The sequence below is a fragment of the Stenotrophomonas sp. 112478_Sma genome (assembly GCF_056479905.1).
The window spans coordinates 1,491,656-1,504,455 of record NZ_CM151072.1; the positions used below are offsets into that span (position 1 = coordinate 1,491,656).

15 protein-coding genes and 1 tRNA gene are annotated in these 12,800 nt (G+C 67.0%); 11 read left to right on the forward strand and 5 right to left on the reverse strand.

What is annotated here, in order from left to right; all coding sequences use genetic code 11:
* The first annotated feature begins 171 nt into the window (after nt 1-171).
* Nucleotides 172-408, forward strand: a complete 237-nt coding sequence (locus ACZK08_RS07020; RefSeq protein WP_019337197.1) for a hypothetical protein — start codon at nt 172-174, stop codon at nt 406-408.
* A 1-nt stretch (nt 409) separates the two neighbouring features.
* On the opposite strand, the gene ACZK08_RS07025 is transcribed toward ACZK08_RS07020, so the two are convergent.
* Nucleotides 410-1,456 (reverse strand): 4Fe-4S dicluster domain-containing protein, encoded by a 1,047-nt coding sequence (locus ACZK08_RS07025; RefSeq protein ID WP_065181244.1) that lies wholly within the window; start codon nt 1,454-1,456, stop codon nt 410-412.
* Nucleotides 1,453-1,740 (reverse strand): hypothetical protein, encoded by a 288-nt coding sequence (locus ACZK08_RS07030; protein WP_053520310.1) that lies wholly within the window; start codon nt 1,738-1,740, stop codon nt 1,453-1,455. The genes ACZK08_RS07025 and ACZK08_RS07030 overlap by 4 nt, the downstream gene beginning before the upstream one ends.
* A gap of 180 nt (nt 1,741-1,920) precedes the next feature.
* On the opposite strand from ACZK08_RS07030, the gene ACZK08_RS07035 reads away from it, so the two are divergent.
* Together ACZK08_RS07035 and hemN are read left to right on the forward strand one after the other, a co-directional pair.
* Nucleotides 1,921-2,361 (forward strand): group III truncated hemoglobin, encoded by a 441-nt coding sequence (locus ACZK08_RS07035; protein WP_065181389.1) that lies wholly within the window; start codon nt 1,921-1,923, stop codon nt 2,359-2,361.
* A gap of 44 nt (nt 2,362-2,405) precedes the next feature.
* Nucleotides 2,406-3,815 (forward strand): oxygen-independent coproporphyrinogen III oxidase, encoded by a 1,410-nt coding sequence (gene hemN, locus ACZK08_RS07040; protein WP_065181388.1) that lies wholly within the window; start codon nt 2,406-2,408, stop codon nt 3,813-3,815.
* A gap of 50 nt (nt 3,816-3,865) precedes the next feature.
* On the opposite strand, the gene ACZK08_RS07045 is transcribed toward hemN, so the two are convergent.
* Nucleotides 3,866-3,952: transfer RNA gene (locus ACZK08_RS07045), tRNA-Leu, on the reverse strand.
* Nucleotides 3,953-4,082: 130 nt separating this feature from the next.
* Between ACZK08_RS07045 and ACZK08_RS07050 the strand changes: the two genes are divergently transcribed.
* The 4 genes from ACZK08_RS07050 to ACZK08_RS07065 all read left to right on the forward strand — a co-directional run bounded on the left by ACZK08_RS07050 (nt 4,083) and on the right by ACZK08_RS07065 (nt 8,100).
* Nucleotides 4,083-4,517 (forward strand): BLUF domain-containing protein, encoded by a 435-nt coding sequence (locus tag ACZK08_RS07050; RefSeq protein ID WP_053519798.1) that lies wholly within the window; start codon nt 4,083-4,085, stop codon nt 4,515-4,517.
* 135 nt (nt 4,518-4,652) lie between these two features.
* Nucleotides 4,653-5,939: a nucleotide sugar dehydrogenase gene (locus ACZK08_RS07055; protein ID WP_065181245.1), complete on the forward strand. Its 1,287-nt coding sequence runs from the start codon at nt 4,653-4,655 to the stop codon at nt 5,937-5,939.
* A gap of 55 nt (nt 5,940-5,994) precedes the next feature.
* Nucleotides 5,995-7,617, forward strand: coding sequence for an FMN-binding glutamate synthase family protein (locus ACZK08_RS07060; protein WP_053519800.1), 1,623 nt, complete (start codon nt 5,995-5,997; stop codon nt 7,615-7,617).
* Nucleotides 7,618-7,638: 21 nt separating this feature from the next.
* Complete coding sequence (locus tag ACZK08_RS07065; protein ID WP_065181246.1) at nt 7,639-8,100, forward strand: GNAT family N-acetyltransferase; 462 nt, start codon at nt 7,639-7,641, stop codon at nt 8,098-8,100.
* Between the two features lie 50 nt (nt 8,101-8,150).
* Here the strand turns inward: ACZK08_RS07065 and ACZK08_RS07070 are convergent, their stop codons facing one another.
* Nucleotides 8,151-9,398 (reverse strand): TIGR03862 family flavoprotein, encoded by a 1,248-nt coding sequence (locus tag ACZK08_RS07070; RefSeq protein WP_065181247.1) that lies wholly within the window; start codon nt 9,396-9,398, stop codon nt 8,151-8,153.
* A complete protein-coding gene (locus tag ACZK08_RS07075) occupies nt 9,385-9,819 on the reverse strand; it encodes an FKBP-type peptidyl-prolyl cis-trans isomerase (protein ID WP_053519803.1) in 435 nt (144 codons plus the stop codon). Before ACZK08_RS07075 ends, ACZK08_RS07070 begins: the two co-directional genes overlap by 14 nt.
* A 69-nt stretch (nt 9,820-9,888) precedes the next feature.
* Between ACZK08_RS07075 and ACZK08_RS07080 the strand changes: the two genes are divergently transcribed.
* The 4 genes from ACZK08_RS07080 (at nt 9,889) to ACZK08_RS07095 (ending at nt 12,800) form a co-directional block, all read left to right on the forward strand.
* Nucleotides 9,889-10,254, forward strand: a complete 366-nt coding sequence (locus ACZK08_RS07080) for a DUF6164 family protein (protein ID WP_065181248.1) — start codon at nt 9,889-9,891, stop codon at nt 10,252-10,254.
* A 68-nt stretch (nt 10,255-10,322) separates the two neighbouring features.
* Nucleotides 10,323-11,090, forward strand: a complete 768-nt coding sequence (locus ACZK08_RS07085; RefSeq protein WP_053519805.1) for a sulfurtransferase — start codon at nt 10,323-10,325, stop codon at nt 11,088-11,090.
* 148 nt (nt 11,091-11,238) lie between these two features.
* Nucleotides 11,239-12,234, forward strand: a complete 996-nt coding sequence (locus tag ACZK08_RS07090; protein ID WP_065181249.1) for an LLM class flavin-dependent oxidoreductase — start codon at nt 11,239-11,241, stop codon at nt 12,232-12,234.
* Nucleotides 12,235-12,302: 68 nt separating this feature from the next.
* Nucleotides 12,303-12,800 carry a pyridoxamine 5'-phosphate oxidase family protein gene (locus ACZK08_RS07095; protein WP_053519807.1) on the forward strand — a complete coding sequence of 166 codons (498 nt, stop codon included), beginning with the start codon at nt 12,303-12,305 and terminating at the stop codon, nt 12,798-12,800.

The following is a 12,800-nucleotide window of genomic DNA, read 5'->3' on the forward strand; positions in this document are numbered from 1 at the left end:
CCGTTATGTGAACGATTAATAATTTCAATCGAAAAAGTCGCCGCATGTAATTGACCTGTCGTGAAATCTGTGACTAATTGAGGTCAACCGGTCGTGAAGCCCGGGAGTCTTTCAGCACGCAAGTGAGTCGGTAGACCGTCAACGATGCAGGACAAGTCCAACGGAGGTCGTATGGAATACGGCATGCATGGCTTGGCTGAACGGGTACGCCGCGAACTGGAAGCCAGCTATCACAAACACGGATGCGGCCCTGCCTTCTGGGACACGTACCAGCAGGTGCTGGACCGGCTTGTCCCGCAGGGGACCGAGCGCACGGAAGTGACCAATGAAATGGCGCTGATCATCGAGCAGCTCGGAATCGTACGGCGTGCCCAGCTGGTGCCTCCGCACGCCAACGGGTCGCGCTGATTCAGAGCAGGTGCCAGGCGCCAGCGCTCAGCAGCACCAGCAGCAACGATGCCAGAACCACGGTCCGCGGTCGCCACCCGCGCCGCGGCTGCCCTGCCATCGTCTGCGGGCTACAGTAGCGGATCAGTCCCGGACCGAAACCGGCCCGGGACTGTTGCTGCTCGCAGGCATCCAGGCAGGCGCCGCAGGCCAGGCAGTCGGCCTGCGGGCCCTGGCGGATGTCGAGCTGCATCGGGCAGGCGTGGAGACAGGCCGCGCAATCGGTGCAGTCGCCGAGGCGGTCGGCGCTGAAGGTGGGCATGGGGCCGGCCAGCCATGGGTGCGCGGCGCGGAACACGTAGTCCTGCGCGGAGGTCGGATCGAGCAGCCCGCGACCGCGGCCGATCACGCCGCCAAGGCCAGCGGGCCGGGGCCCGCGGGGTTCGCCGCGGCGCGCGTCATACAGCATCCGGGGGGTCTGCGGGTCGACCAGCAACGGCTGTGCGCGCGCGAAGGGGCACAGCGAACGGCAGACCTGCTCCCGCAGGAAGCCGGCGTTGCCCCATGTGGCTGCCGTGTAGAACAGCACCCAGAAGGTTTCCCAGCCACTCCAGCCGCCCTGGACACTGGCGGTGACGAGGCCGGTGATCGGGCTGAACAATCCCACGAAGGTGATGCCGGTCCATAGCGACAGCAGTAACCATGCGGCCTGCGTGGCAGGACGCGCCAGGGCGCGTGGCAGGCGTTGGGCAAGAAAGCTGTCGATCAGGCTGAAGGCGTAGCTCCACACCGTCTGCGGGCAGGCATGGCCACACCAGATGCGGCCGGCGAGGTGGGTCAACAGCGCCAGTGCCATCGCCAGCGCCAGCAGCAGGCCCAGCAGCAGGCCAACGTCGTCGGGCCACAGGGTCCAGCCGAACAGGTCGAAGCGACGTGCGTCCAGGTCCAGCAGCAGCGCCTGGCGGCCGTCCCAGCGCAACCAGGGCAGCCCAAGGAAGCCAACCAGCACACCGAGCCGCAGTGCGCCACGCCATCGCCACGGTGGGGAAGGGGGCCTTGGTGCGTTCATCCCAGAGGCAGCTCATCATCTGCGTCTGCCGGCATCGGCCGCAGCAGATATCCGGTGATCGCGCTGGACAGCGCCGTCACCGCCCAGAACATGAAGAAGCCGACCGTGTAGCCGAGTTCGCGACTGATCGCCGTGCCCGGAAAACTGATGGCCTGAAGGCGCAACGGGTCGACGAAAGCGAAGAACACCACGCTGGCCAGCCCGGCGGCGATGAAACTGGGCCAGAGGATGGCGCCCCAATGCTGGATCAGGCGCTGACGCGGGGACGAAGTGGGTGTATTCATGCGGTCGCGGGTCGGGAAGGGGGCGGCGCGTATACTCCGCCATGGCTGGCGCAGCATCCGCAGGGCATGTTTCCTGCAGGCATGTCAGCCTAGGCGCGCCCACGCGCGCCGACATTGATCTGGATCAACGGCGGTGCCGGCCGGTTGGCGCACTCTGCCGGCAATCGCCTGGTGCCTCTGATGAACGCAACGCCATCGCTCGTCCCGCCTGTCGCCTCGCCCACGCTGTGTACCGAAGAGGACGTGACCCGTCTGGTCCACGACTTCTACGCACGCGTGCGTGAGGAGGAGCGTCTGGGCCCCGTGTTCGACGCGCATGTGCACGATTGGCCCGGGCATCTGGCGCAACTGGTGGATTTCTGGTCCGCAATGCTCAGGGGAACGCGTCGCTTCAAGGGATCGCCCATGTCCAAGCACATGGCCATCGCCCTGGACAAGGACCTGTTCGACCGCTGGCTCGCGCTGTTCCGGCGCACCACCGCCGAATGCGGCAATCCACCGATGCAGGCGTTGGCCGATGATGTGGCCGCGCGCATTGCGGAAACGTTCTGGCGCCGGTACCAGATGCTGCGCTGGCCGCAGGTGGCGCTGCCGGTGCTGGGCGTTCCTGCGCGGGATTGATCTGGGTCAAGGCGGCACTGACTGTCCGGCGCGATGCTGGCGGCATGGACACGTTCTCTCCCGCTGCCGGCGGCCTGGCCTGGACCTTCGACCCCGATCTGCTGCGCCGGCATGACCGGCCCGGACCGCGCTACACCTCGTATCCGACCGCTCCGCACTTCCACGATGGTTTTGGCGCGCCCGCACTGCGCCAGGCGATCGCGGACAGCGACGTGCTGGCGCGCGCGCTGTCGCTGTACGTGCATGTCCCGTTCTGCTCCAGCCCGTGCTTCTACTGCGGCTGCAACCGGGTGATCACCCGTGATCGAAGCCGTGGCCACAGCTACGTCTCACGGGTCCTGGCCGAGGCCGATCTGCTGGCGCCGCAGTTCCAGAAGGGCCGTGAGGTGATCCAGCTGCACCTGGGGGGCGGAACGCCGAATTTCCTGGATGCCGAGGCAATGACCACGCTGATCGACGGCCTTCGCCGGCGTTTTGACTTCAGCTGCTCGGCCGAGCGCGATTTCTCGATCGAGCTTGATCCACGCTTCATCGAAACGCGTGACGTGGCGATGCTGGCACGGCTGGGCTTCAATCGCGCCAGCCTGGGCGTGCAGGACTTCGATCCCTCGGTCCAGGCGTCGATCAACCGTGTGCAGGGGGTGCAGCAGACCCTGGACATCCTGCATGCCTGTCGTGACAGCGGCATGCGATCGGTCAACGTGGATCTCATCTACGGGCTACCGGGACAAAGCCAGGAAGGATTCGGCCGCACCCTCGAGCAGGTGCTGGCGCTGCGGCCGGACCGATTGGCGGTGTATGGCTACGCGCACCTTCCGCATCTGTTCCGCGCGCAGCGGCAGATCGACGAGCGCGCGCTGCCCTCGCCGGAGGACAAGCTTGCGCTGCTGGGACTTGCCGTGCAGCAGCTGTCGGCAGCGGGCTATCAGTACATCGGCATGGATCATTTCGCGCTGCCGGAAGAGGATCTTTCGCGCGCCCAGCGCGCTGGCCAGCTGCATCGCAACTTCATGGGCTACACCACCCATGCCGATACCGACCTGCTGGGCCTCGGCGTCAGCGCGATCAGTCATATCGGTGCGACCTACAGCCAGAACCCACGCGACCTGCCGTCCTGGGAGAGTGCGGTCGATCAGGGCCAGCTGCCGGTCTGGCGTGGCGTGGCGCTCAGCGCCGACGATCAGCTGCGCGCAGACCTGATCCAGCAGCTGATGTGCCAGGGAGAGGTCGATGGACGCGCGCTCGGCGATCGCCACGGCATCGTGTTCGACGACTACTTCGCCGAGGACCTGTGCGCCGTGCAACGGCTTCAGGACGATGGCCTGGTCGAGTATCGCGATGGCGTGGTCCGTGCCAGCGAACGCGGCCGGCCGCTTCTGCGCCTGCTGGCGATGTGCTTCGATCCCCATCTGCGTGCAGCGCACGAGCAGCCGCGCTATTCGCGCGCGATCTGAAGTGGTTGGGAGGTTCACGCCACTGCGTGTCGCATTCTGCCCGAAAGCCCTGGTGCCCGGAGCCGGAATCGAACCGGCATGACCTTGCGGTCGGCGGATTTTAAGTCCGATGCGTCTACCAGTTTCGCCATCCGGGCCTGCAGTGCGGCGCCGATTGTAGCCCAGCGGGGGCTCCAGCACCGGCGGCCGGGCATCGCACGGCGCGCTTAACTGTAGCGCCCATTCATGCCATAGTCCCGACCATCGTTCCCAGGGGGGAGCCACCTGATGTCGCTCTACGCGATCGCCTACGTCAGCGATGCCCGCGCCGATCTGCGGACATCCGATCTTGACCGCCTGCTGGCCGATGCCACGGCGTTCAATCGCGTGGCTGGCGTCACCGGGGTGCTGATGTTCGACGGTGCGCGCTTCCTGCAGTATCTCGAAGGTCCGCAGGATGGTATCGATTCGGTGTTCCCGCGCATCCTCAATGCCCGCAGCCATACCCAGTTGAAGGTGCTGTGCCGGGCGCCCGTGCCGCAGCGGGCGTTCCCCCGCTGGAACATGGGGACGCGACGCATCGAGGCGGAGCTGCTGGCACAGATCGTCGGTGAGGCGTGGCCGGGGTTGACGCTGGGCAGCGTGGGGTTCGAGCACCTGCTGCAGGCCTGGACCGGGGCCGATGGCGAGCTGGAGCCTGCCGCGGTCGCACTGGGCTCCTGACCTTGGCGACAAGGTCCTGACACCGTTACGCTGTAGCCCTCTTGCGAAGACTTCCCGGAGTGGGCAGCGAATGAGCGTGATGGCCGAAGCGGCGGCAGTGGGCGATCCGTCGCTGCCGGCATGGCGGGTACATTGATGAGCGTGCCGGTGTCGGCGGCGGAAGCGCCCCGGTTCGCGGTGATCGGTCTGGGTTACGTGGGCCTGCCACTGGCCGTGGCCTTCGGCCGGGAACAGCGGACGCTCGGCTTCGACATCGACCCCGAACGCATCGCCGAGCTGCGCGCGGGCCAGGACCACACGCTGGAGGTGGAGGCCGGGGAACTCGCCGCTGCACGCCAGCTGGAGTACAGCAGCGACCCTGCGCGGCTGGACGAGTGCAACGTGTACATCGTCACCGTGCCGACGCCCATCGATGCCTACGAGCAGCCTGATCTGGAACCCCTGCGCTCGGCGACGCGGTTGATCGCCAGCCATCTGCGCGCCGGCGATCTGGTGATCTACGAGTCCACGGTCTATCCCGGCACGACCGAGGAAGTCTGCGTGCCCTTGCTGGAGCAGGGTTCGGGCCTGCGATTCAACGAAGATTTCTACTGCGGCTACAGTCCGGAGCGGGTCAGCCCGGGGGACCGCCAGCGCCGTCTGGCCGACATCCGCAAGATCACCTCGGGTTCGACACCGGAGGTGGCGTCGGTGGTCGATGGGCTGTACCGCCGCATCATCGACGCAGGCACCTTCCCGGCGCCATCGATGCGCGTGGCCGAAGCGGCCAAGGTGGTCGAGAACATCCAGCGCGACGTCAACATCGCCCTGGTCAACGAGCTGGCGCTGATTTTCGACCGTCTCGGCATCGATACCCAGGACGTGCTGGACGCCGCGGGCAGCAAGTGGAATTTCCTGCCGTTCCGTCCCGGTCTGGTCGGTGGCCACTGCATCGGCGTGGATCCCTACTACCTGCTGCACAAGTCGGAAAGTGTGGGTTACCACCCGGACCTCATCCACACCGCGCGGCAGGTCAACAACCGTGTCGGCGAGCACGTGGCCATGCGCGTCCTGGCCATGTTGGCCGAGCGCGGGCGGACCGCGGCCCAGGCGCGCGTGCTGGTGCTGGGCGTCACCTTCAAGGAAGACTGCCCCGATCTGCGCAACAGTCGTGCGCTGGAGCTGGCGCAGCGCCTGGCAGACGCAGGCGCCCAGGTCGATGTCAGCGATCCATGGGTGGGCCCGGCGGCCTTGGCCGATGCCGGTGTGCGGTGGCTGGCCGAGCCGAAGGCCGGCTGTTACGACGCGGTCGTATTGGCAGTGGCGCATGCCAGTTTCAAGGCGATGGATGAAGCCCGCATCCGCGGCCTGCTGGCGCCCGGCGGCCTGGTGTATGACGTGAAATCGGCCTGGCCGCGCAGCGTGGTCGACGATCGCCTGTAGGCGTTGATGATGGCGGGCGCGGTAGACTCGGCTGCAGTTGCAACCAAGGAACGCCATGCACCGGTATATCGTCTACCTGCTCGCCATCCTGATGTTCCCCGTCTGCCTGTGGCTGGCCACGATATGGCCTGCCTGGTACTGGGGCGTCGGTCTGACCGCCGCGATGGTGGCGCTGGGGACCTGGGATCTGCTGCAGAAGCGCAGCACCCTGCGCCGCAACTATCCGGTCATGGCGCACTTCAGATACGGGCTGGAATCGATCGGCCCGGAGATCCGCCAGTATTTCGTGCAGAGTGATCTGGAAGACGTGCCCTTCTCGCGCCAGCAGCGTGCACTGATCTACCAGCGTGCCAAGAACGAGATGGATACGGTGCCGTTCGGCACGCTGCGTAGTGCATATGCGGTGGACTACGAATGGATCAACCATTCGCTGGCACCGACCACCATCGCCCGGCACGATTTCCGTGTGCTGATCGGCGCAGGCTGCGCCAAGCCCTATTCGGCGAGTGTGTTCAACATCTCGGCGATGAGCTTCGGCTCGCTGTCGGCCAACGCGATCCGCGCGCTCAATGAAGGCGCACGCCGTGGCGGCTTCTATCACGATACGGGCGAAGGCTCGATCTCGCCCTACCACCGTGAGATGGGCGGCGATCTGGTCTGGGAAATCGGCTCGGGCTACTTCGGTTGCCGCGACGAGAAGGGCGGTTTCAGCGAAGAGCGGTTCGTCGCCAACGCCACCCATGACCAGGTGAAGATGATCGAGATCAAGCTGTCCCAGGGGGCCAAGCCCGGTCATGGCGGCGTATTGCCCGCGCCGAAGGTGACGGCCGAGATCTCCGTGACCCGGGGCGTGCCGATGGGGGTGGACTGTGTATCTCCGTCGCGGCACTCGGCGTTTTCCACGCCGGTCGAACTGCTGCAGTTCGTCGCCCGCCTGCGTGAACTGTCCGGTGGCAAACCGGTCGGCTTCAAGCTGGCCATCGGCCATCCCTGGGAGTGGTTCGGTATCGCCAAGGCGATGCAGGAGACCGGCCTGTTGCCGGACTTCATCGTTGTCGATGGCGCCGAGGGCGGCACGGGCGCGGCACCGGCCGAGTTTGTCGATCATGTCGGCGTGCCGATGCACGAGGCACTGCTGCTGGTCCACAACACCCTGGTCGGGCTGGACCTGCGCGAGCGCATCCGCATCGGTGCGGCCGGCAAGATAACCAGCGCATTCGACATTGCCCGGACCATCGCGCTCGGCGCGGACTGGTGCAATGCCGGTCGTGGCTTCATGTTCGCACTGGGGTGCATCCAGTCGTTGAGCTGCCACACCGACAAGTGCCCGACCGGCATCGCCACGCAGGACCCGGCGCGCTGGAAGCACCTCGACGCGCCTGACAAGGCCACGCGCGTGCATAGCTACCACGAGCACACGCTGCATGCCCTGAAGGAGCTGTTGTGCGCGGCCGGCCTGAATGATCCGGCCGAACTGGGGCCGGAGCACATCCTGCGCCGCGTGTCGCCGGTGGAGATCCGCTCGCTGGCGACGCTGTATCGCTATCTGGAGCCGGGAGAACTGCTGCGGCGGGTGCCGGATCACGCGGTATTCCATGCGTTCTGGGCAGACGCGCGCAGTGATTCATTCCAGCCGCCGGCCCGGATCCAGGCGCTGAGAGCCAGCAAGTCGCGGTGATGGGTTCCACACGGAGGTTGCATGCAGTTCAGGACCGGGACGATCGACGATGTCACGCCGCTGTGGGCCCTGCGCACGCGGTGCGTGCGCGAGACCTGCAGCAGTCACTATCCGCCGGAGGTGATCGCACCCTGGGCGGCGTCGCTGCCGCCGGCGCAGTATCCGCGGCTGCTGTCGCAGGGCGGCTGTGTGGTGGCCGAAGGCGGGCAGGGCGAGCTGCTCGGCTTTGGCGTGCTGGATATCGATGGCAATGAGGTGGATGCGCTGTTCGTCGATCCGGATCGTGGCGGACAGGGTATCGGCCAGGCGCTGATGCAGCGTCTGCTGGCGCTGGCCGATCCGGGGCGCGAGGTGGTGCTGTCGGCCTCGCTCAATGCCGTGTCCTTCTATCAGCGGCAGGGTTTCATCCGCGAACGCGAGGAAATCTATCCCCATCCCAGCGGGGTACCACTCGCCTCTGTACGCATGCGAAGGCCGTGGTGAGGCGCTGCTTCCGGTAGCGCCGGGCCACGCCCGCTGCTACCGCAGGCGATTCAGCGTGTGGCTAACCACTGGATCACGCCTTCGGCGGCGCGCAGGCCACTGGCATAGCAGGCCGTCAGCAGGTAGCCGCCGGTCGGCGCCTCCCAGTCCAGCATTTCGCCAGCGCAGAACACGCCGGGCAGGGCACGCAGCATCAGCCCTGCGTCGAGCGCGTCCAGCCTTACCCCTCCGGCCGTGCTGATCACCTCAGCCATCGGCCGCGGGCGCAGCAGTTTCAGCGGCAGGCGCTTGAGCGTCGCTGCGACCGCAGCAAGATCGTTGCCCGCGTCTTTGCCGAGGTGCTCGAACACAAGTGCCGCTTTCACTGCGTCCACCCCGGCCTGGCGGCGCAGGTGCTCACCGAAGCTGCGGCCCTTGCGTGGGCGCGACAGATCGGCCAGCAGGCGTGCCTCATCGCGGCCCGGTGCCAGGTCCAGCCACAATGGCGCACAACCCTTGCGGTTGATGGTTTCGCGCAGGTCGGCCGACAGCGCGTAGATCAGGCTGCCTTCGATGCCATAGTCGCTGGCGACGCATTCGCCCTGCAGTGACCGTGGTTGGCCGGTCAGGTCGATCCAATGCGCTACCACTGGTTTCAAAGGGGCACCGGCATTGCGCTGGGCGAACAGGGGCGTCCAGTCGACGTCGAACCCGCAGTTGGCGGCCTGTAACGGCGCGATGTCCACGCCGCGCGCCTGCAGCGGTGCCACCCAGGCACCGTCGCTGCCGAGATGCGGCCAACTGCCGCCGCCCAGCGCCAGCACGGTGGCATCAGCGTGCACGTCGAGGTGGCCGTCTTCGGTGTTGAAGCGCAGCGCGCCGTCGCTGGCCCATCCGCACCAGCGGTGATTCACGTGCAGGCGTACGCCCTGCTCCTTCAAGCGGCGCACCCAGCCGCGCAGCAGGGGCGCAGCCTTGCGATTGACCGGGAACACGCGGCCGGAACTGCCGACATAGGTCTCCACGCCGAGATCGGCGGCCCAGTCGCGCAGTGCCTGCGCGTCGAACCCGTCCAGCCAGCGGCCGACTTCACCGGCCTGCTCGCGGTAGCGGCTGTCGAACAGCGGGCGCGCATCGGAGTGGGTCAGGTTGAGCCCGCCCTTGCCGGCGATCAGGAACTTGCGACCGGGGGAACCCTTGGCTTCATAGAGGTCCACCTCCAGGCCGGCGGCGCGCAGGCGCTCGGCAGCGAACAGCCCTGCCGGGCCGCCACCGACGACAGCCACGCGGCGCGGCGCATGTCGATCAGGGTTGGACATCGAGCAGCTCGACATCGAACACCAGCGAGGAGCCCGGCGGGATCGGGCCGGCGCGACGGCTGCCGTAGCCCAGGTCCGGGGGGATCATCAGGGTGCGCTTGCCGCCGACCTTCATGCCGGCCACACCTTCATCCCAGCCGCGGATGACCTGGCCGGCACCGAGCACGAAGGTGAACGGCTGGCCGCGTCCGACCGAGCTGTCGAATGTCTTGCCATGCTTGCTCTCGGTGCGGTTGTCGTAGATCCAGCCGGTGTAGTGCACGGTGACCTTCCGGCCCGCCACCGCTTCGGCCCCGGTACCGGGCTGGGTGTCGATGCGCTCGAAGGTGGTCAGCGTGCCTCCCGGTGGTGGGCCGGACGGCTCCATCGAGCAGCCGGCAGCAGCAAGGGACAGCAACAGGGGAAGCAGCAGTCGGCGCATCGGGCATCTCCGTCGGGCGCAGGGCGAGGGCGGCAAGGGTAGCGCATCGGCGCCGGGTATCATGGCGCCATGGCCAAACTCCTGCTCAATCTGCGCAATGTCGGCGATGACGAATACGCCGACGTCTGCACGCTCCTGGATCGCCACGGCATCGCCTGGTACCGCACCGAGCCCAGTCCCTGGGGCATTTCCAATGGCGGGCTGTGGCTGCGCGATGACGGCGATCATGCGCGCGCCAAGGCATTGATGGCCGAGTACCAGGCCGAGCGCGCGCCACGCATCCGGGCCGAGCGTGAGCAGGCCCTGCGTGATGGCACGGCCGAGACCTTCGGCAGCCTGCTGCGGCGCCGGCCGCTGTATGTCGTGCTGGTACTGCTGGCGATGCTGGGCGCTGCTGCCCTGGTGCTGCTGCCGTTCATGCTGCTGCGGGGGTAGGGCGCTCCAGCCGCCGATCATCGACCCCGGGTCCTGACCCGGTGGCGGCCAGGCGCTAAAATGCGCGGATGATCGCCAATACCGCCGCCTATCATTTCACTGCCATCGACGCCCCCGAGGTTCTGTGCGACCAATTGCTGGCGCGTGCCGAAGCGGCTGGGCTGCGCGGCACGATCCTGGTGGCGGGCGAGGGCCTGAATCTGTTCCTGGCGGGCGCCCCGGCCGCCATCGAGGGCTTCTACGCGGCACTGCGTGAGGATCCGCGTCTGGCCGGAATGCGGGTCAAGACCAGCTTCAGCGAGCATCAGCCCTTCGCGCGGCTCAAGGCCAGAGTGAAGCCGGAGATCATCAGTTTCCGCCGCGATGACGGCCAGCCGCTGGCCTATCCACGCGCGCCGGCGGTCGATCCGGCCACCGTACAGCGTTGGTTGCGGCAGGGCCACGACGATGCGGGAAAGCCGGTGGTGATGCTCGATACCCGCAATCTGCAGGAGGTGGAGTACGGCACGTTCAAGGACGCGCTGGTGCTGCCGATCCACAAGTTCACCGATCTGCCGGAGGCCCTGGCGCCGCACCGCGACGCATTGAAGGACAGCACCGTGGTCAGCTTCTGCACGGGTGGCATCCGCTGCGAGAAGGCCGCACTGTGGATGCTCAATGACGGCATGGACAACGTGCTGCAGCTCGATGGCGGCATTCTCGGCTACTTCGAAGAGGTGGGCGGCGAGGGCTACGACGGGCGCTGTTTCGTGTTCGATGAACGGGTGGCGCTGGATGCGGAGCTCAGGCCGCTGGTGGATGAGCCGCTGCCGGAACCACGCCCCAGCGCCTTCTGAGCGGCTGTCCCGGGCGCCGGTCGTGCACGGCTGTCCGGTCCACCTGGGGAGCTGACCCGCCCGGCAGGAATCAGCGTCCCGCCACCGGCACTGGCCGCCGTGCCGGGCCGACCCCATGCACAGGGAATCTTTTGACGGAAACCGCCTGATGATCCCGTTGTCGATCCTCGACCTGGCCCCGGTCTGCGAGGGCAGCGATACCACCGCCGCCTTCTCCAACATGCTGGAACTGGCCCAGCATGCCGATGCGCTGGGCTACCGCCGCTACTGGCTGGCCGAACACCACAACATGCCCGGTATCGCCAGCGCGGCCACCGCCGTGCTGATCGGGCACGTTGCCGGTGGCACGCAGCGCATCCGTGTCGGTGCAGGCGGCATCATGCTGCCCAACCATGCGCCGCTGCAGGTGGCCGAGCAGTTCGGCACGCTGGCCTCGCTCTATCCGGACCGCATCGATCTGGGGCTGGGGCGGGCGCCCGGCACCGACCAGCCGACCGCCCGCGCGCTGCGGCGCTATTTCGACAGCGCTGACCAGTTCCCGCAGGATGTGCGTGAGCTGCTGCATTACTTCGAGCCGGTCCAGCCCGGTCAGGCGGTGCAGGCCGTGCCTGGCGGCGGCCTGCGGGTGCCGACGTGGATCCTGGGTTCCAGCCTGTTCGGTGCGCGCATGGCGGCATCGATGGGGCTGCCGTACGCCTTCGCCTCGCACTTCGCCCCGGACGCGATGGATGAGGCGCTGGCAGTCTACCGCCGCGAATTCCGTCCTTCGGCCACGTTGAAGCAACCGCACGCGATGCTGGCATTGAACGTGGTGGCCAGCGACAGCGAAGCCGAATCGCGCCGCCTGTTCACCAGCCAGCAGCAGAGCTTCGTCAATCTGCGCCGGGGGCGTCCCGGCAAGATCCCGGCACCGATCGACGACATCGAATCGTTCTGGGAGCCGCACGAGAAACTGGGGGTCGAGCGGGCATTGGCGTGCACGGTGCTGGGTGATCCGCAGCAGGTGGCCGAGGGTATCGCCGCGTTCGTCCAACGCCATCGACCTGACGAACTGATGCTCACCGCCAATCTGTATGACCATCGCGCGCGGCTGCGCTCGTTCGAGCTGACCATGCGGGCGTGGCACGATCGCCACGCGGGCTGAACGATTGCATCACGGCGCATTGCAGACCTTCCGCGTCTGATGGGGGCTCCCTACCCCTGGAGCTCCCCATGTCGGATTCCCGCGCAGAACACATCGCCCAGCTGGCCGAACTGATCAAGGATGTGGAGGTGGCGATGTTCACCACGGTCGGTGTGGATGGTCGCCTGTACAGCCGTCCGCTCGGCACCCAGCAGGTCGCCTTCGATGGTGACCTCTGGTTCGCTACTGCAGCCGACAGCCCGAAAGTGGCGGAAATCGCGCTCAATCCGCGGGTCAACGTGGCCTACGCTTCGACGTCGAAGAACACCTATGTGTCGGTGGCGGGCAATGCGCGCATCGTCGACGATCGAGCCAAGGTGGAAGCGCTGTGGTCGCCAGCGATGAAGCTGTTCTTCCCCGGCGGCAAGGACGATCCGAACCTTCGGCTCATCCACGTGCAGGCTGAATCGGCCGAGTACTGGGATGGACCGGGCACGCTGCTGGGCAGGGCGCTGACGTTCGTGCTGTCTGCGGTACAGGATGAGCCAGGCCAGCTTGCCGACAACGGTTTCGTCGACCTGCGTTGA

Excerpts from the sequence above, each read along its gene's own strand:
- ACZK08_RS07085 (WP_053519805.1), top strand. The coding sequence starts at position 10,323 with ATGATCGCCAATACCGCCGCCTATCATTTCACTGCCATCGACGCCCCC.
- ACZK08_RS07060 (WP_053519800.1), top strand. The coding sequence starts at position 5,995 with ATGCACCGGTATATCGTCTACCTGCTCGCCATCCTGATGTTCCCCGTC.
- hemN (WP_065181388.1), top strand. The coding sequence starts at position 2,406 with ATGGACACGTTCTCTCCCGCTGCCGGCGGCCTGGCCTGGACCTTCGAC.
- ACZK08_RS07055 (WP_065181245.1), top strand. The coding sequence starts at position 4,653 with ATGAGCGTGCCGGTGTCGGCGGCGGAAGCGCCCCGGTTCGCGGTGATC.
- ACZK08_RS07050 (WP_053519798.1), top strand. The coding sequence starts at position 4,083 with ATGTCGCTCTACGCGATCGCCTACGTCAGCGATGCCCGCGCCGATCTG.
- ACZK08_RS07070 (WP_065181247.1), bottom strand. The coding sequence starts at position 9,398 with ATGTCCAACCCTGATCGACATGCGCCGCGCCGCGTGGCTGTCGTCGGT.
- ACZK08_RS07020 (WP_019337197.1), top strand. The coding sequence starts at position 172 with ATGGAATACGGCATGCATGGCTTGGCTGAACGGGTACGCCGCGAACTG.
- ACZK08_RS07080 (WP_065181248.1), top strand. The coding sequence starts at position 9,889 with ATGGCCAAACTCCTGCTCAATCTGCGCAATGTCGGCGATGACGAATAC.
- ACZK08_RS07065 (WP_065181246.1), top strand. The coding sequence starts at position 7,639 with ATGCAGTTCAGGACCGGGACGATCGACGATGTCACGCCGCTGTGGGCC.
- ACZK08_RS07090 (WP_065181249.1), top strand. The coding sequence starts at position 11,239 with ATGATCCCGTTGTCGATCCTCGACCTGGCCCCGGTCTGCGAGGGCAGC.
- ACZK08_RS07025 (WP_065181244.1), bottom strand. The coding sequence starts at position 1,456 with ATGAACGCACCAAGGCCCCCTTCCCCACCGTGGCGATGGCGTGGCGCA.
- ACZK08_RS07035 (WP_065181389.1), top strand. The coding sequence starts at position 1,921 with ATGAACGCAACGCCATCGCTCGTCCCGCCTGTCGCCTCGCCCACGCTG.
- ACZK08_RS07030 (WP_053520310.1), bottom strand. The coding sequence starts at position 1,740 with ATGAATACACCCACTTCGTCCCCGCGTCAGCGCCTGATCCAGCATTGG.
- ACZK08_RS07075 (WP_053519803.1), bottom strand. The coding sequence starts at position 9,819 with ATGCGCCGACTGCTGCTTCCCCTGTTGCTGTCCCTTGCTGCTGCCGGC.
- ACZK08_RS07095 (WP_053519807.1), top strand. The coding sequence starts at position 12,303 with ATGTCGGATTCCCGCGCAGAACACATCGCCCAGCTGGCCGAACTGATC.